Raw genomic sequence first — 18,553 nt, 5'->3', positions numbered from 1 at the left:
GGTTTTGTTATTTTATGCTATGATTTAAATTTTTGTGTATTTACTTTGTGATCATCTTCATAAAATACTTTGAAATCAGGATCAATTTTACCAATTCCTAAATGTCTAGCTTTATAGTCTTTTAGTAATTCCATAAATTTAGGGAACAATAATACTAAAGCTATAACATTAGAAAAAATGGGTAAGGCAGAGGATGCATCTGAAAATAGCCAAACTATAGTACCTGGAAATTCATAATAAACTGCAATAAATACTAAAGCTAAACTTGGTATAGGGTAAAGCCATTTATACATATTTAATAATAAATCTTTCTTTTTATTTTCTCCTACAAGATACCTTATAACGACTTCCATTTGAGCATATATACCAGAGGATGTGGTAAGACCAAATAAAAATACTCCTATAGCTATGATAATTTTAGCTGGTGTTCCTATTCCTACTTCAAAGGCAGAAAGAGTAAGAGTAGCTCCATCTAAACCAGAAGACCATTGACCTGTCATAATTATAGTTAAAGCTGTAATAGAACATATTACAAAAGTATCAATAAAAACCTCAAATACTCCCAGTATACCTTGATTTATAGGATGATTTGTCTTTGCAGAGGCATGTATCATAGGGGCAGAACCCCAACCTGCTTCATTGCTGAATACAGAACGTGACATTCCAACTTTTATAGCTTGAGAAAAAGCTGCTCCTAAAAAGCCTCCAGTTGCAGCTGTACCAGTAAAGGCACTTTTGAATATTAATTCAAAGGCATAAGGCAATTGAATTATATTTTTAAATATAATAAAAAGTCCACTACTTAAATAAAATAAAACCATAAAAGGAACTAGAATCGAAGCAATTTTACCAAGAGATGTAAGCCCACCTGCTATCATGATATATAGTAATACGGTATATATGATCCCTGAAGTGATCATGTTAATATTAAAGGTATCTGCAATGGCTTCAGCAACAGTATAGGTTTGTATATTGATAAAGAAAGCTACAAGAAATCCAAAAGCAAAAAGAAAACTCAAGAAATGGTAGAGTGATTTCATTTTCTTTTCTGTGCCAATACCTTTTTGCATATAGTAATTTGGTCCACCATATGTACAACCATAGGTATTCTTAGAGCGATAATGAACTGCCAAAGTAATTTCTGTCATTTTTATGATTTGTCCAACAAAACCAGCTACCCACATCCAAAATATAGCTCCTGGACCTCCAAATGCAATAGCTGTAGCTACTCCTCCGATATTTCCTACTCCAACTGTTGTTCCTATTGCAATACTCATAGCTTGTAAAGGTGAAACTATACCATCATTTGTTTTATCACGATTTTTTTTAAATATCTCATTTATTGTTTTTTTAAAGGCATGAGATAGATATCTAAATTGAAAAAAATTTGAAGATATTGTAAAATAAATACCAGCTCCTAATATTGCCACAATAAGAGGAACACCCCACATATATTCCCAAACAAGAACTTCTAAAAATTCTAAGAACATTATATTCCTCCTCTTTAAAATCTAAGAGATAAACAACTGAGCCCTCCGTCTAATTTTTTGTACTCTGATGTGTCTACTTCAATTACATCATACCCTAAATTTTTTATAGCTTTCTTAGTCTTTGGATATCCTTGTGGAACTAATACATAACCATTCATCCAAATACAATTAGCTCCATAACTTTCATCTTCGGGGATAAGTATTTTATTAAAATCTTTAAATCTTGGATCTTCTATGAATTCACCAGCTATTAATAGGTTATTGTTTTCTAAGTAGGCTAAACCTGTTTTTAAATGAAGTACTTCTTTTAGAGGTACTATAGTTCCGTTATAACCATACTTTCTAAGGAATTCTATAAATTGTATAGCCCCTTCTTTATTAGTTCTGTTAGATAATCCTATATAGAAAAAATCTCCAACCATCATAACATCTCCTCCATCAATAGTTCCTGGAGCTTTTACTTCTTCTATATTTTCATAAAAACTTTTTAGAGTTTCATGCATAAATATTTTTTCACCATTTCTTGAATCAGCTCCTGGATTACATATGATTGCACATTTTTTAGTTAATACAGCTGTATCTTCTACAAAACAAGAATCGGGATACTCTTCTAGAGCTTCTAGGATAGTTACATTTACTCCTGTTTTCTTTAAAGCTTCAACATAAGAGTTGTGTTGTTTTAATGTTTTTTCATGATTTGGTTTACCCAAACGCTCAGATCCTATACCATCTACTATAGATTTACCTGGTTTTCTTACAATAACATTTTTAAACATCTTTAATTCCTCCTAAATATTTTATTTTTTATAATTATACTTCCTAGTGAATAAAAATTCAAGTATAATATAAAAAAATATAAATTAATTCTAAAAAATGTTATTTTTACATAAGTGAACATACTTAAAATTTTTTTAAAGAGTAAATGATTGTAGAGATAAAATGATTCGAAAATATAATAAGATAAGATATAATAAATAGAAAAAAGGAGATTAGATATGAAAATGAGTTATAGTAATTTTAAGTTTCAATATATAATAAAGCGTAGTGACCGAAAAACTTTTGAAATAAGAATAGAACCACCAGATTTGGTGATTTTAAAAGCACCGAAAAAGGCAAAAGAAGAAGAAATGATAGAAGTATTAAAAAGAAAAGAGAAATGGATTCAAAATAAATTAGACTGTTTAAAAGAAATAAGTTGTATACAAAAGCAATACATAAATGGAGAAAATTTTTTGTATGTAGGGAAAAATTATTCACTGCAAATAATTATAAATCCTACTGCCAAAAATTCTGTAGAAATGGTAGATAAAAAGTTAATTGTTACAATGAAAGAAAAAGATCAAAAAGCTCTAAAGGATATCATTGTAAAGTGGTATGCACAAAAAGCTTTAGAAAAAATAGTAGATAGAATAAATTATTTCCAAAAATATTTTGAAGTAATGCCTAATAAAATTACAATGAAAAATCAAAAAACTCGTTGGGGAAGTTGTAGTTCAAAGAGAAATCTCAACTTTAACTTTAGAATTATCATGGCACCTAGTGAAGTGATAGATTATTTAGTAGTTCATGAAATGTGCCATCTTGTTCATATGAATCATTCAAAACAATTTTGGGAATTGGTAGAAAGTATCATTCCTGATTATAAAAAAAGAAGAGAATGGCTAAAGATTCATGGGATAGAACTTATCTTGTAAATAATAAATTTATTATTTACAAGTGTATTATAAAATGCTATTCTAAATATAGAATAGGAGGAAAGTTATGACTCAAATTGAAATCGTATTATTATCTCTTTTATATGATAAAGATTATTATGGGTATGAAATGGAATCTATTATAGAACAAAGAAATATGAGAGAATGGACAGATATAGGATTTTCTTCTATTTATAACTCTTTAAACAAACTTCAAAAAAAAGATTTAATAGACTCCAGGTATGAAAAGGAATATGGGTCTCCTAAAAGAAAAGTGTATTTTATAAAAGAGGAAACAAAGGAAATTCTTAAAGAAAATATTATCAAAAAATTAAGTGAGTACAGTCGTGATTTAAGTGAATTTGATGTTGGGATGGCATTTTCTTATTTGATTTCTAAAGAAGGATTTTATAAAGCCATTATAAAGCGTAAAGAAAATTTGACAAAAAGAAGGGGGTTTATTTTAAAAAAGTACCATCAGCATCCAACGGCTCAAAAAAGACCACATATAAAGGCTTTATTTGAAAGACCTATTGGATGTATAGATGCTGAGATCAATTGGATTGAAAACTTTATCAAAGAAAATTTTAAATGAGGAGATGTATCATATGGAAAAATCTTTAATCAGTAATGCATTTGAGACTTTTATGAATGAAGCACCAGAACATGCAAAAGCATGGATGGGTGCAGTACAAAAATTAGATCATGCGAGTGCACTAGATAAAAAAACAGAGGAGCTTTCATATATTGCAGTTTTAGCAGCAGCTAAATTAGAAAGTGGAATACCTTTTCATGTGAAGCAAGCAAAAGACCATGGTGCAACTAGAGAAGAAGTTATAAGTGCTATATTAATAGGATTGCCAGCAGTAGGAAATGCTGTGATTTCATCCCTTCCAATAGCATTAAAAGCTTATGATGCTTAGTAAAAATATATAGTAGGTAATTGGAGATAAAAACACAGTTTCGGTTGGTAGTCCGAACCTATCCATTATAAACAGATAGAAGTAACCTTCCCTCCTGGGGTTGTCCGTTCTCTATTTATGATGATTGAATCAGGAGGTATTTAAAAATGACAATAAGTATTAGGTTAACTGTATTATTTGAAGATCCTTTTTGGGTAGGGGTATTTGAAAGAACTTATGATGGAAGATATGAGGCTTCAAGAATTGTATTTGGTACAGAGCCTAAAGATTATGATGTATATGATTTTATATTAAAAGAATTTTACAATATAAAATTTACAAATTCTATTCCTATTGATAAAAAAATTGATAAAAAAATAAATCCCAAAAGGCTTCAAAGAAAAATAAAAAAGCAGGTAGAAGATAATGGAATGGAAACAAAAGCTCAACTTGCTATAAAACTTCAATACGAAGAAAACAAAATAGAAGGAAAAAAGAGATCAAAAGAAAAAAAAGAAGAAGAGCAAAAAAGAAAATTTGAGCTAAAACAACAAAAGAAAAAAGAAAAACATAAAGGACATTGATAGATATAAAAAGAAAAAAGTTTCTTATAGAAAAAATTAAATTTCTTCATGTATATATAAATGCTTATAGACTAAATGATTTTAGTTTATGGCATTTTTCTTTTTAAAAATACTATTGATTTGAAAAATGTAGAAATTAAAGGTAAAATGTAGATAGAATGATAAGGGTTTGTAAATAAATGTAAAAATTACATGAAATACTAAAGAAAAAATAGTATTAGAAGATGGAGGATTCTATGAGTTCTATGAGAGATCAAATTTTTCAAGAAGAGCTATTGAATATGAAACAAGGAGATTTTATTTCTATAGAAGAATATGAAAACGTTAAAAATGCTTATTCAAATTATTGTAAAGCAAGAAATATCAAAATGCAAGAGAATCAAAGAAAGAAGAAAGAATATAAAAAATTCATATCAAAAGATCAGCTAAAACCTAAAAAAGCCTTATCTTCTCAAGAAATAAGAGAGAGAAATATTAGCGTGGTATTATTTTTAGGAGTATTTTTTATTTTAATGTCTGGACTTATTTTAGCTACTACAAACTGGAGTATAATGAATAACATGACGAAAACAATCATCCTTACTATGGTTTCAGTTATGTTTTTTGGAATTAGTGTATTCGCAGAAAAGAAACTGAAAATCCAAAAAACTTCTATTGCATTTTGGGCTTTAGGTAGTTTGATGATACCTATTTCAATATTGTCAGCAGGGTTTTTCAAACTTTTTGGTCCATGGCTTTCTATTTTTGGAGAGGGCAAATATGTACTTGGAATTATAGGAGCATGCATTTGCTTAATAGTATATGTGTATAGTTCTTTCAAATATAAGAATAGACTTTATGTTTGGTTTAGTTTTATTGCTTTAAGTTTAAATATAAATTTTATTTTGGCGTCATTATATCTTCCAAGGGATTTATTTTATTTAGGGATTATTGTATATAATAGTTTGCTATTATTAGGACATAGAAAACTAAAAGAAAGAAAAAATCTATCTTTATTTATTAATGAGCTTTTTTTATTTATCCAATTCAATTTAGGATTTAGTGCATTAGGTATGTTGATTTTATTGGAGAATACAATTTTTTATGGACTAAATATTATTCTTGTCTCAATATTATATCTTGGTATCATGCTTATTTATAACAAAAAAGAATATCATTATGTTTTTAGTATATTATTGATTTATGGAATATATCAATTTGTTAGTCATTTAGAATTGAGAGAATTGGATATAGTTATTTTTGCAATTGTAGGATTTATATTTTTAGGACTAGATCAGCATTTAGTAAAGGATGACATACTTAAAAAGAATTTTAAATATACAAGTGCAATAGCACAGATATTAGTATTTATATACATATATTTTAAAGGAGTAGGAGGAAATATAGAAGAAGGTTCAATAGCAAGATTGATTTCTTATATGATTATTGCATTCAACTATATGTATTTGTCATATAAAACTGAAAATAAGATATGCTCATATCTAACAAGTATATTTCTAATAATAGCAGGACATGAAAAATATTTTATTTTCTGGTCAGAAAATAGTCAATATTACGGATTATTTATGTTTATAGTAACTCTTACTATATTTATTATCTTTTATTGTAAAAATAATTGGAAGTATACAAGGTCATTAAAAGAAGGAACAGCAGTTGTAACTTCTATATATCTACCTTTTTGTATTATAAAATTGTTATCACAAGATCAGTATAGTACAGCTTCTTTATTGTGTTATATATATTCATATGTATTGTATATTTTACATAAAAATAGTACAAGTGCAATAGGTAAAAAAATGATTCAGTGGACCATGCCTTTTGTAGTATTATTTGGAACTGTTACAATATATGAATCTTTGCAAGTATATAATAGAGCATATTATTTTGAACAGCATTTTGCTTTAAGCATAGCTATTTTGTTTGGATTAAGTATATTTTTTGAAAAGAAAAATAATCCTTTAGAGAAATCATTTTTTATGGTTTCTCAAGTATGTATATTGTTTGCAAGTTTTATTTATCCAACAAGCACAAATATTTTTTCTTTCACATCTATAGTTGCAATGGGGGTATATGTATATAGTATATTTAAATACAAAGGAGAATTTTTAATTAGAATGTTTTTATATGCATCATTTATTTCCTTTTGGAAATTCATATCAGATATGTCATCATACTTTAATGTGATGAAAAATTTAGATTACTATATACCTTTTATAGTAGGTACCTTTGTTAGTTTGCTTTGGTTTAAATGCAGTGATCTTTGGAAAAAGAGAATTACAATGTTTTTAATTCCATTTAATATTGTGAGTATTTGTTATATAAACTATCATTTTAAAAATCCGATTATAGATTTTTCTTTTATTTTAGGATATACGGTACTGATGCTTACTATTTTACATTATGAAAAACTACAATTATTCAATATCTTACCTCTTAGTTTATGTACTGCATCTTTATATATTTTTTATGAAAAGGAACTGAATTATGACCAAACCAAAATGTTAATAATATCTATTGTAGTATTTATTGTTATTAAAATAGTAGGTGAATTATTATTTGAAAAATTGTATGAAGTCAGTAAAGATGGGCTTAAAGTAAAGATTATTCACATAGATTGGTACTCGGTAGTTTCATTACACATGCTTATTCAATCATTTTATTACACAGTAGATGCTTGGGGGGTATTAGGAAAATTAATAGTACCTATACTTATGGTGTATTTCTTCTATTCACAAATAAATAGAGCAGAAGAGGAAATAGCTAAAAAAATAATGAAAACAATAACCCTTATAACTCTAATGATTCCATACTATAGATTTCTTAACAATATACAAATACCAAAGATTATTCAAAGGGAGTTAGATCTTTTACCATGGATAGGAATACAGATGGTAGCTTCGTGTAAAATATGGACAGTATATAAATCTTTAATGAGGAAAATAGAGTGGGGAATATTGGTTGTAATATCTATTATTTTATTAACAGATATTGTGATATACGATGAAACGAAAGATGCTTTGATATTTGGAGTACTGTCTCTTATTTCTGTAATAGGAGGTATGCAATTCAAGAAAAAATCTTATTTCTTTGTAGGAATAGGAAGTTTAATCATAAATGTTTTGATTAAAAATCAAAGATTATGGGCAAATATTCCTTGGTGGGGATATTTATTGATTACGGGTATAGTATTAATTACAACAGCAAGTATTCATGAAATGCAAAAAAATAACAAAATATCCAAGTATAAATTAAGTATAGAAGAAATAAAGAACAAATTTAAAAACTGGAAATAAAAATATATTAAAAACTCGATTCGTTTTGAATCGAGTTTTTAATATATTTTTTAATTTTTACACGTTAAATCTAAATAAAATTACATCTCCATCTTGTACCACATATTCTTTTCCTTCAAGTCTTACAAGACCTTTTTCTTTTGCGGTAGACATAGTTCCTACGGATACTAAATCATCAAAGGAAATAGTTTCAGCTCTTATAAATCCTCTTTCAATATCAGTATGGATTTTTCCAGCAGCTTGTGGTGCTTTTGTACCTATTTTAATCGTCCATGCACGAACTTCTTGAGGACCAGCAGTTAAAAAGCTCATAAGGCCTAATAATCTATATCCAGCTTTGATTAATTTATCAAGTCCAGATTCTTCAAGTCCTAATTCTTCTAAGAATTGTTGTTTTTCTTCATCATCAAGCTCTGATATCTCAGCTTCTATTTTTGCACAAACTACTACTACCTCTGCATTTTCTTCTTGAGCATGACCTCTTACCTCTTTTACCATGTAATTTTCTGCACCTTCTAAAAGGTCTTCCTCAGAAACGTTAGCAACATAGATAATAGGCTTGTAAGAAAGAAGACTATATCCTTTTACTACTTCTTTTTCGTCATCTGTTAAGTCCAAAGTTCTAGCAGATTTTCCTTCTTCTAGTGTTTCTTTAATACGTTCTAGAAGTTCTAATTCTTTTTGAAGAGATTTATCTCCCTTTAATAACTTTTTAGCCTTTTGAATACGACGATCAATCACTTCAATATCAGAAAAAATAAGCTCAAGATTGATAGTTTCAATATCTCGTAAGGGTCCTACAGAACCTTCTACGTGTACGATGTTTTCATCTTCAAAACATCTTACTACATGAACGATTGCTTCAACTTCTCTAATATGAGATAAAAATTTATTTCCTAGTCCTTCACCCTTGCTTGCTCCTCTTACAAGTCCTGCAATATCATAAAATTCGATAGCAGTAGGAACGATTTTTTGAGATTCATATATCTTTTGTAATACAGTTAATCTTTGATCTGGGACAGAAACTACTCCTACATTTGGTTCTATTGTACAAAATGGATAATTTGCAGATTCAGCACCAGCTTTTGTAATTGCGTTAAATAATGTACTTTTTCCCACGTTTGGTAAACCTACGATACCTAATTTCATCTATGATTCTTCCTTTCAAACGATCTGTGTTTTTATACAAATTTAATTATAACGGATAAATCAAGAGAAGGCAATCCTCTATATTGCTCACATATTTTATAAAAAGCTTCAATACAATAAAGTAGGGGGTGAGTATATGGAGTTTAGCAAAAGTATAGAGAACTTGTGTTTATCTATTTTATTTGGAATATTGCTCATTATTTATTTTGTAGCGGATAGCCATATAGAGAGAATCAGTATAGTATGTATTACTATACTTGTATATACCTTTGTAAAGGATATAAAAATAAAAAATATGTATTCTTTGTCTATCGTTATAGTAGGGATGATTATAGGTTTATTTATAGGTGGATATACTTTATATACTTTTGAATATGAACATAAAGATCAAAGTGAAAATATATCTATAGAGAAAAATCAAAATACAGCTGTATTGTTAATTTTTGATGGAGAACCTATGAGATATAATATCCCTATGCTATTACATAATATAAATAGAAAACCCAATATAAAGGATAAATTACTTATGCCCTATGCACTTTACTCTTATAAAAGAATATATGAAGAAGCAGGAATAAGTAGATATATAGATACTACACAAAGAATTCATAGAGAACTTAAAAATAGATTGGATCATGGATATGATGTTTATATATCTTGTTTAAATAATACTCCTTATTATTCTCAAATGGTTCAGTTGATTATAAAGGGAAATTATGAAAAAATAGTGGTAGCTCCTGTTTTTTTAACAGAAACAAAAGACTATGAATATATTGTACATACTTTAGAGGTAGAAAATCTTTATAAAACAAATGATCAAATTAAATTTATCCCTCCTTTATGGGATAGTGAGAAAATTCCTAGATCTATTGCAAAAAAATTAGTAAATACAGAATATAAAAAAGTAGAAACAGGGATTATACTTATGGGAAGTGTTTTTGAAAAAATGGATCGCTCCATCAATCCTAAAGCTATTCAGCAAGAAAGAGTTTTTATGGATAAAATCAAAGAAGAATTAATCAGTAGTGGATACGAAGAAAGAAAAATAAAATTTGTTCAAATGAGATCAAAAAAAGAAGAAATAGAAGATAGCATCCAACAATTGCAACAATATGGGGTGGGTAAAATATTTTTGATTGGAGTAGATGATATTATAGATAAAATAGAAGATCAACATTACATTAAAGATTTTATAAAAGAAAAAAATACAGAAAGTATAGACTTTGAATATATAAAAGGATGGGGAAATACAAATGAAGTCATTGAAGAATTAGAATTTAGAATTCGATTAATGAATGTAGATGATTGGAGTATAGATGATTCAAATGTATAGATTGGAAAATATTAACCATAATAAGTAGTGACAATATGGAGGTTTTAAGATATAAATATATAAGGAAATATAATTTAAGGAGGAGTTCATTTGCTAAAAAAATTAAAGCCCATTCAAATAGGGAAGCATATAAATTTACATATGATTCAAACAGATAAATTTAAAACCAATTTGATTAGTGTATATTTTCAAAGACCACTTAGGAAAGAAGAGGTTACTAAAAATGCATTAATTTCTATGATCTTACCAAGGGGAACAAAAACATATTCTTCTTCTAAAGAAATTGCAAAAGTATTGGAAGATTTGTATGGATCTTATATAGGCTGTGATGTAGCTAAAAAAGGAGAAAGAAATATTTTTCAATTTTACATGAAACTTCCTAATGGAAAATATATAGAAGACCCAGAAATATTTCAAAAGGGGATGAATATTTTAAATGAGTTTATCAATGATCCTTATAAAATAAATGGTTTATTGAAAAATGATTATGTTAATCAAGAAAAAGAAAATTTAAAAGAAAAAATTGAAGGTAGAAAAAATGATAAGATGAAGTATGCATATGATCGTTGTATAGAAGAAATGTGTAAAGAGGAGGATTATTCTTTATATGTTTATGGAAGTATAGAAGACTTAGAAAAATTATCAGAAGAAGAATTATATAAACATTATGAAAAAATTCTTCATACATCAGTGGTAGATATTTGTGTAGTAGGAGATTTTAATCAAGAAGAAATGGAGAAAATGATCAAAAAAAATATTAAAATTGATCAAAAGGAAGTTGTTTTGGTAGAAAGAGAAAAAATAGAGTATAACCCTTATGAAGTAAAACTCATAAAAGAACCTATGGATGTAAATCAAGGAAAACTTTCTTTGGGGTATAGGACAAATATTCCTTTTGAAAGTGAATTGTATCATCCTTTAGTTGTGTATTCAAATATTTTAGGAGGAGGACCAAATTCTAAATTATTTAGAAATGTACGTGAAAAAGAAAGTCTTTGTTATTCTATTTTTTCGAGGGTGGATAAGTTTAAATCATTGATGCTTATTAATGCAGGAATAGAATTTGAAAATTATGAAAAAACTTTGTCTTTAGTAAAAGAGCAAGTATCATCTATGAATCAAGGAGAGTTTTCTCAAGAAGATATAGAAAGTGCAAAAAAGTCGATTATCACGTCTATTCGATCTATGACAGATAGTCCTTATATGATGTCAGAGTTTTATTATACTCAAGCTATTTCTCATAATGAAGATACTATAGAAGAGATGATAGAAAAAATTAAGCATGTTACAAAAGAAGATATTATAAAAGTAGCACAAAAAATTAAGCTAGATACTATATACTTCCTTACAGGGAAAGAGGAGGTTTTATAAATGATGGTCAATGAAATAAATAATAAAGTGTTAAAAGAAAAAATGTTTGTAAAAGAATTGGATAATGGACTTAAAATTTTCTTTATGCCTAAAGAAGGATATACAAAACAATATGCTATATTTGCTACGAATTATGGATCTAATGATAGCAAATTTATTATTCCGGGAGAAAGTGAAATTACACAAGTTCCAGATGGAATTGCACACTTTTTAGAACATAAACTATTTGAAGAGCCAGAGGGAAGTATATTTGATAAATTTTCAGAATTAGGCTCTGATGTAAATGCGTATACTAATTTTAATTCTACTTGCTATCTTTTTTCTTCAACGGACAAATTTTACGAAAATCTTGAGCTTTTGGTTCATTTCGTACAATCTCCTTATTTTACAGATGAAAATGTAGAAAAGGAAAAGGGAATTATTGGGCAAGAAATCAAAATGTATGATGATAATCCGAATTGGAAGGTGTTTTTTAATTCTCTAAAAGCAATGTATCACAATCATCCTGTAAAAATAGATATTGCAGGTACCGTAGAAAGTATTTCTAAAATAACAAAGAAAGATTTATATAAGTGTTATGATACTTTTTATGATCCTTCTAATATGATTGTATTTGTAGTAGGGGATCTAGATTGTGAGAAGGTATTTTCTATCATTGAAAAAAATCAAAAGAAGAAAGAAAAAATAAAAGAAGAAATAGAAAGAATTTATCCTGAGGAACCAAGTACTATTGTACAAAATATGATAGAAGAACATTTAGATGTTTCTATTCCTCTTTTTAATATTGCATTTAAAGATGTAGATCATTCTTTAGATGGAAAAGAACTGTTTAAAAAAGATATTGCTACAAAAATAATACTAGATATGGTATTTGGAAGAAGTTCTTCTCTTTATACAAAACTTTATGAAGAAGGACTAATAAATGACACCTTTGAAAGTGAATATACAGGAGAGGTAGATTATGGATATTCTATGATTGGAGGAGAATCTAAAAATCCAAAAGAAGTATTTAAAAAAGTTTTAAATCACATTCAAAATTTAAAAAGCTTAGGACTAGATCAAGAAGATTTTGAAAGAATCAAAAGAAAACATATTGGAGAATATGTAAGCTATTATAATTCTGTAGAATATATTGCTACTACTTTTGTAGCTTATCATTTTAAGAATATACATATTTTTGATTATCTTGAAGTTCTTAAAGAAATAGAGTTTGATCATATTCAAAAAAGATTTGAAAAACATTTTAATCAAGATTGTTGTGTATTATCTATCATTTCTCCAAAAGACGTCCACTAAAAAATATCATTGTAAATACATATACGTTTTTGGAAAAGGAGTTGATTTTATTGAATCCCATAGCGTTTCAATTATTTGGATTAGAAATAAGATGGTATGGAATTTTAATTTCCATAGGAATGGTATTAGGAACGATTTTAGCATTAAAAAGAGCAAAAAAAGAAAATATTAAAGAGGATCATATCTTTGATCTTCTTCTTTTTGCTATTCCTGTAGCGATTATAGGAGCAAGAACTTACTATGTTATTTTTAACTTAAGTGATTATGCAGGGAATTTTTATCATATGATCAATATTAGAGAAGGAGGACTTGCCATACATGGAGGTGTCATAGGAGGAGTTTTAGTAGGTTATTTTTATTGTAAAAAACATAAAATTCCCTTTAGGAAGATGGCAGATTTATTTGCACCAAGTATTATTTTAGGACAAGCTATTGGTAGATGGGGAAACTTTGTGAATCAAGAAGCATATGGAAGACCTACAAATCTTCCATGGGCTATTACAGTAAATGGTGTAGGGGTACATCCTACTTTTTTGTATGAATCTATATGGAATTTATGTGTATTTGGTTTTCTTCTTTGGTACGATCAAAAGAAAAAATTTAATGGAGAGATATTTCTTCTTTATGCAGGCTTATATTCTTTAGCAAGATTTTTTATTGAGGGACTTCGCATAGATAGTTTAATGCTGGGCTCCTTTAGAGTAGCACAATTAGTAAGTCTAATCACCGTAATGATTTGCGGAATTGTAATATATATTGGAAGAAAAAGAATAACCATTAAAAAAGTCGAATAGGGTATATATTTTAATGAATTTTTATGAATATATAGAAATGTCATAAAACTGTAACTATATTGTCATAGAATGTTGTTGACACGAATTGGAAATTGTACTAATATATACACGTATGAATTTTACAAAACATGGGGTGTTGAGATGTTGAAAATGGAAATAGAGATTTTAAGAGAACAATTAAATCATCATATACAATATGGATCTAGTTATGAACAAATTTATGATGTCAGTATTCAATTAGATCAATTAATTACTGCATTTTATCAAAACCAAAACAAAAAAATTATTGTATAAAACAAAAATACCTTTAAGCATGAGCTAAAAGGTATTTTTGTTTTTAAGAACCCCGAATTTAAATGTAATGAAGAGCTTTATATAAGGTGATTAATAGATAAAAAAATCAAAAATTTGATTGATTTTATAAAATGAGGAGCATATACCTATAAAAAAAAATATTTTATTAGAAGGATTTTTTCTATCCCTATAGAAATAGTAGTGGTGAGAAGTGGTGAGAAGTGGTGACTCTTTCCTAGAATGGGGTGGAAAAATTGTTTATTGGAGAATATTTTCATACAATTGATACTAAGGGAAGAGTGATTATTCCTTCTAAATTCAGAGATGAATTAGGGGAAAAGTTCATTATGACAAAAGGGCTAGATCATTGTTTGTTTGTATATGCTCCTAATGAATGGAGAGAGATTGAAAAGAAACTAAAAAGTTTGCCACTAACAAATAAAGATGCTAGAGCTTTTGTAAGATTTTTTTTCTCAGGAGCTACAGAATGTGAATTAGATAAACAAGGGAGAATTACTATTGCGCCTAATTTAAGATCTCATGCTAAGGTAGAAAAAGAAGTGATTATTATTGGAGTATCTACAAGGGTAGAAATTTGGAGTAAAGAGGAATGGGAAATTTACAATGAAATAGCTGATTTAAGCTATGATGATATAGCAGAAAAAATGGTTGAACTAGGAATTTAAATATTTTACACTCTATTAGTAGATAATATCTTAAAAAGTAGAAAGTAGGTGTAGTTTTGGATTTTAAACACGTTTCAGTATTATTAGAAGAATGTATTGAAAATCTTAATATAAAGCCCAATGGTATTTATGTAGATGGAACATTAGGAGGAGGAGGTCATTCTCAAAAAATTTGTGAAAAATTAGGGAAGGAAGGCCTATTGATTGGAATTGATCAAGATCAAGAAGCTTTATGTGCAGCTCAAAATAGATTAAGGGGCTATGAGAATAAAAAACTTTTTGTACATGATAATTTTTCTAATATTAAAAATATATTAAAAAATAGTAATATAGAAAAAATAGATGGTGTTTTATTAGATTTGGGAGTTTCATCTTATCAACTTGATGAAGAAAGCAGAGGGTTTTCTTATATGCATGATGCACCTTTAGATATGAGAATGGATAAAAGAGCAACCTTTACTGCAAAAGAAATTGTTAATGATTATGATGAAAAAGAGCTAGGAAGAATTATTAAAGAATATGGAGAGGATAAGTGGGCTAAAAGAATTGCAAGCTTTATTGTAAAAGAAAGAGCATCAAAGCCTATTGAAACGACAGGTGAATTAGTAGATATTATTAAAAAGGCAATCCCTGCTTCTGCAAGAAGGGAAGGACCTCATCCAGCTAAAAGAACTTTCCAAGCCATAAGAATAGAAGTAAATAATGAATTAGGAATTTTAGAAGATACAGTACGAGAGGTTTCAGAAAAATTAAACCAAGAAGGAAGAATATGTATCATTACATTCCATTCCTTAGAAGATCGTATTATAAAAAATGTCTTTAAAGATTTAAGTACTGCTTGTAAATGTCCACCACAGTATCCTATATGTCAATGTGGGGGAGTGGCGATTTTAAAAAGAATATCTAGAAAGCCTATTTTACCATCTGATAGGGAGGTAGAAGAAAACCCAAGATCTAGAAGTGCAAAATTAAGAGTAGCACAAAAGATTTAACGTTCTAAAAAAAGAAGGGGGGGAATAAGTTTGATAATAGCACAGAGGGAATATAAGCATATGAATGAAAAATATTTACAACCTTCACCTAAAAAGGAAAGAAAGAAAAAAACACAAAACAAGGTTAAAGCCGTTCATAAAATACAAATTATTTTTGGACTGTTAATAGTTGGAAGTTTATGTATAGGGATTTTATTAGGATATGTGCAATTGACAGAATTAAAATATAAAATAAATGGAATAAATAAGGATATTCATCAAATGCAGGCACAAATAGAAAATCTTAAAGTAGAAGTAGAACAAATAAAAAGAAGTGATTGGATTGAAAAAAGAGCAAAAGAAGAATTAGGGATGCAATATCCTGAAAAATCACAAATGGAATTTATTAATGTAAATAGTAATAGCATACAAAATACTTTAAACACACAAGAAGAGACAAAAAAATATGAAGAAAGCAATCAGAAAGGTCTAGTAGCAATCATAAAAAAAACTACAAGTAAAATAATAGGGTTACTAGATTAGTATCTGATCATAAGGGGGCAGTATCATTGGCAACGCCTACTATTTCTAATAAAAAAAGATTAGTTTTTTTATTGTTTGCAGTAAGCACTGTATTATTTTTATTGATTTTTAGAGTTGGATGGATTCAAATTGTAAATGGAGAGAAATATAGGCAACTTGCACATATTCAGCAAACAAGAGATATTCCTATTCCTGCAAAAAGAGGAACCATTTATGATCGTAAAGGAAAGGAATTAGCCATTAGTGCGAGTACCAATACAGTTTGGGCAAGACCAGTAGAAGTAGTAAAAGACGGAAAACTAGATGAAACAGCAAAAAAATTAGCCAAGATTCTTGAAATGGAAGAGAAAGAATTAAAAGAAAAGTTATCTCAAAGAAATACTGGACTTATAAAAATTAAAATGTGGATTGATAAGGATAAAGCAGATAAAATTAGAAAGGCAAAACTAGAAGGAATATGGATTGCAGAAGATAATAGAAGACATTATCCATTTGGAAATTTTTTATCTCATATACTAGGTCATACTACTTATGATAATCAGGGACTTATAGGAATAGAACTTCAATATGATAAATATTTAAGTGGTTTGCCAGGAAGATGGATTAAAAATACAGATGCAGCAGGAAGACAGCTACATTATGGAACAGATAAGTACTATAAAGCAGAAAATGGATTAAATGTGGTATTGACTATTGATGAAGTAATACAGCATTTTGTAGAAAAAGCAATTGAAGATGCTGCGATGAAAACTCAAGCTAAAAGGGTATTTGGAATTGTTATGGAACCAAAAACAGGAGATATTTTAGCAATGGCTGTAAAACCAGATTATAATCCAAATGATCCTAGAATTCCTATAGATGCAAATCAAAAAAGAGAATATGAAAATACAGATCAAAAAGGAAAAAGTAAAATATGGAATGATATGTGGAGAAATCCAATCATTAGTGATACTTATGAGCCAGGATCTACTTTTAAGCTTATTACATCAGCAGCTGGGTTAGAAGAAGGAGTAGTTACTCCAAACTCTCCTTTTTATTGCAAGGGACATATTATAGTAGCTGGTCAAAGATTAAGATGTTGGAGGTATTATAATCCTCATGGAGCACAGACCTTTACACAAGCTGTTCAAAATTCATGTAACCCAGTTTTTATAGAAGTAGCCCAACGATTAGGAGTAGAAAAATATTATGATTATATAGAAGCTTTTGGGTTTAATAAACCTACAGGAATTGATTTACCTGGAGAAAGTAGTGGGATTATACAAAATAAAAAATATGTAGGACCTGTAGAGTTAGCTACCATGTCTTATGGACACGGAATTTCTGTAACACCTCTACAACTAATTAATGCTATATCTGCTATTGGAAATAATGGGAAATTGATGCAACCAAGAATTGTAAAGGAATTAGTAGATGATTCAGGAAATGTGATGCATCGATATGAACCTAAAATGATTAGACAGGTAGTTTCTGAAAAAACAGCAAAAGATTTAGAATTAATTATGGAATCTGTAGTATCTAGTGGATCGGGAAAACATGCATATATTCCTGGATATAGAATTGGTGGAAAAACTGGAACAGCTGATAAAATAGAAAATGGAAAATACGCAAAAGGAAAAGTGTATTCTTCATTTATAGCCCTTGCACCTGTAGATGATCCTAAAATTGCTGTTTTAGTAGTAATAGATGAACCGCAGGGAGTCCATTTTGGAAGTCAAACGGCAGCTCCTGCCGCTCATGATATTTTAAAAGACACTCTTAGATATCTAGACGTAGAACCAAGATTTAGTGAAGCAGAGGCTAAGGAATACAAAAAAAATCAAGTAGTAGTTCCAGAACTAAGGAATATGACACTAACTGCTGCTACAAAAGTATTAGGAGAACATAATTTACAATATGAAACAGAGCCTTATGAGGTAGATCAACCAGATACAATTATTATAGATCAATTTCCAAAACCAGGAGCACATATTCAGGAACAATCTATGATTATTTTATATTTAAAACAATAGAAAACAACTTAATTTATTTAGTAAATCCATAATAATTTTGAAGAAAGATAAAAATTATGTGTTATAATGAAAACAAATAAAATACAAAAGGCAACTTCATTCATAGTAAAATTATTGGGGATGAAGTTGCCTTTTGCTGAG

The 18,553-nt window shown here is 28.4% G+C and carries 17 protein-coding genes; 14 read left to right on the top strand and 3 right to left on the bottom strand.

The window, feature by feature from the left end; genetic code table 11:
• Positions 1 to 17: 17 nt before the first annotated feature.
• Both EK368_RS03540 and EK368_RS03535 read right to left on the bottom strand, forming a co-directional pair.
• A complete protein-coding gene (locus EK368_RS03540) occupies positions 18 to 1,490 on the bottom strand; it encodes an alanine/glycine:cation symporter family protein (protein WP_165000307.1) in 1,473 nt (490 codons plus the stop codon).
• A 14-nt stretch (positions 1,491 to 1,504) separates the two neighbouring features.
• On the bottom strand, positions 1,505 to 2,266 hold the full coding sequence (locus EK368_RS03535) for a dimethylarginine dimethylaminohydrolase family protein (protein ID WP_129596476.1): 762 nt from the start codon (positions 2,264 to 2,266) through the stop codon (positions 1,505 to 1,507).
• A gap of 219 nt (positions 2,267 to 2,485) precedes the next feature.
• Here EK368_RS03535 and EK368_RS03530 point away from each other — a divergent pair, with 219 nt between their 5' ends.
• The 5 genes from EK368_RS03530 to EK368_RS03510 all read left to right on the top strand — a co-directional run bounded on the left by EK368_RS03530 (position 2,486) and on the right by EK368_RS03510 (position 7,963).
• Positions 2,486 to 3,184 (top strand): M48 family metallopeptidase, encoded by a 699-nt coding sequence (locus EK368_RS03530; protein WP_129596474.1) that lies wholly within the window; start codon positions 2,486 to 2,488, stop codon positions 3,182 to 3,184.
• Positions 3,185 to 3,251: 67 nt separating this feature from the next.
• On the top strand, positions 3,252 to 3,779 hold the full coding sequence (locus EK368_RS03525) for a PadR family transcriptional regulator (RefSeq protein WP_129596472.1): 528 nt from the start codon (positions 3,252 to 3,254) through the stop codon (positions 3,777 to 3,779).
• A gap of 13 nt (positions 3,780 to 3,792) precedes the next feature.
• Positions 3,793 to 4,107 carry a carboxymuconolactone decarboxylase family protein gene (locus EK368_RS03520; RefSeq protein ID WP_129596470.1) on the top strand — a complete coding sequence of 105 codons (315 nt, stop codon included), beginning with the start codon at positions 3,793 to 3,795 and terminating at the stop codon, positions 4,105 to 4,107.
• Positions 4,108 to 4,253: 146 nt separating this feature from the next.
• Positions 4,254 to 4,670 carry a YjdF family protein gene (locus EK368_RS03515; protein ID WP_129596468.1) on the top strand — a complete coding sequence of 139 codons (417 nt, stop codon included), beginning with the start codon at positions 4,254 to 4,256 and terminating at the stop codon, positions 4,668 to 4,670.
• A gap of 236 nt (positions 4,671 to 4,906) precedes the next feature.
• The gene (locus EK368_RS03510; protein WP_129596467.1) at positions 4,907 to 7,963 is read left to right on the top strand and encodes a hypothetical protein; all 3,057 of its coding nucleotides are present in this window, start codon (positions 4,907 to 4,909) and stop codon (positions 7,961 to 7,963) included.
• Positions 7,964 to 8,020: 57 nt separating this feature from the next.
• On the opposite strand, the gene ychF is transcribed toward EK368_RS03510, so the two are convergent.
• Positions 8,021 to 9,112 carry a redox-regulated ATPase YchF gene (gene ychF / locus EK368_RS03505; RefSeq protein WP_129596465.1) on the bottom strand — a complete coding sequence of 364 codons (1,092 nt, stop codon included), beginning with the start codon at positions 9,110 to 9,112 and terminating at the stop codon, positions 8,021 to 8,023.
• Positions 9,113 to 9,248: 136 nt separating this feature from the next.
• Here ychF and EK368_RS03500 point away from each other — a divergent pair, with 136 nt between their 5' ends.
• The 9 genes from EK368_RS03500 (at position 9,249) to EK368_RS03460 (ending at position 18,412) form a co-directional block, all read left to right on the top strand.
• Positions 9,249 to 10,445 (top strand): hypothetical protein, encoded by a 1,197-nt coding sequence (locus EK368_RS03500; protein ID WP_129596463.1) that lies wholly within the window; start codon positions 9,249 to 9,251, stop codon positions 10,443 to 10,445.
• A gap of 90 nt (positions 10,446 to 10,535) precedes the next feature.
• Positions 10,536 to 11,816, top strand: a complete 1,281-nt coding sequence (yfmF, locus tag EK368_RS03495; protein ID WP_129596461.1) for an EF-P 5-aminopentanol modification-associated protein YfmF — start codon at positions 10,536 to 10,538, stop codon at positions 11,814 to 11,816.
• Positions 11,817 to 13,112, top strand: a complete 1,296-nt coding sequence (gene yfmH / locus EK368_RS03490) for an EF-P 5-aminopentanol modification-associated protein YfmH (protein WP_129596459.1) — start codon at positions 11,817 to 11,819, stop codon at positions 13,110 to 13,112.
• Between the two features lie 5 nt (positions 13,113 to 13,117).
• Positions 13,118 to 13,906, top strand: a complete 789-nt coding sequence (lgt, locus tag EK368_RS03485; RefSeq protein ID WP_423243534.1) for a prolipoprotein diacylglyceryl transferase — start codon at positions 13,118 to 13,120, stop codon at positions 13,904 to 13,906.
• A gap of 141 nt (positions 13,907 to 14,047) precedes the next feature.
• Positions 14,048 to 14,200, top strand: coding sequence for a Spo0E family sporulation regulatory protein-aspartic acid phosphatase (locus tag EK368_RS03480; protein ID WP_165000306.1), 153 nt, complete (start codon positions 14,048 to 14,050; stop codon positions 14,198 to 14,200).
• 254 nt (positions 14,201 to 14,454) lie between these two features.
• A complete protein-coding gene (gene mraZ, locus EK368_RS03475) occupies positions 14,455 to 14,886 on the top strand; it encodes a division/cell wall cluster transcriptional repressor MraZ (protein WP_129596453.1) in 432 nt (143 codons plus the stop codon).
• Positions 14,887 to 14,942: 56 nt separating this feature from the next.
• Positions 14,943 to 15,878, top strand: coding sequence for a 16S rRNA (cytosine(1402)-N(4))-methyltransferase RsmH (rsmH, locus tag EK368_RS03470; RefSeq protein WP_129596451.1), 936 nt, complete (start codon positions 14,943 to 14,945; stop codon positions 15,876 to 15,878).
• A 30-nt stretch (positions 15,879 to 15,908) separates the two neighbouring features.
• Positions 15,909 to 16,400, top strand: a complete 492-nt coding sequence (locus tag EK368_RS03465; protein ID WP_129596449.1) for a septum formation initiator family protein — start codon at positions 15,909 to 15,911, stop codon at positions 16,398 to 16,400.
• A 26-nt stretch (positions 16,401 to 16,426) separates the two neighbouring features.
• Positions 16,427 to 18,412 (top strand): stage V sporulation protein D, encoded by a 1,986-nt coding sequence (locus EK368_RS03460; protein WP_129596447.1) that lies wholly within the window; start codon positions 16,427 to 16,429, stop codon positions 18,410 to 18,412.
• Positions 18,413 to 18,553: the final 141 nt, after the last annotated feature.

Source organism: Anaerophilus nitritigenes, assembly GCF_004138215.1.
GTDB lineage: Bacteria > Bacillota > Clostridia > Peptostreptococcales > Thermotaleaceae > Anaerophilus > Anaerophilus nitritogenes.
Note: the sequence above shows the minus strand (reverse complement) of the source record. Positions and strands in the feature narration are given on the sequence as shown.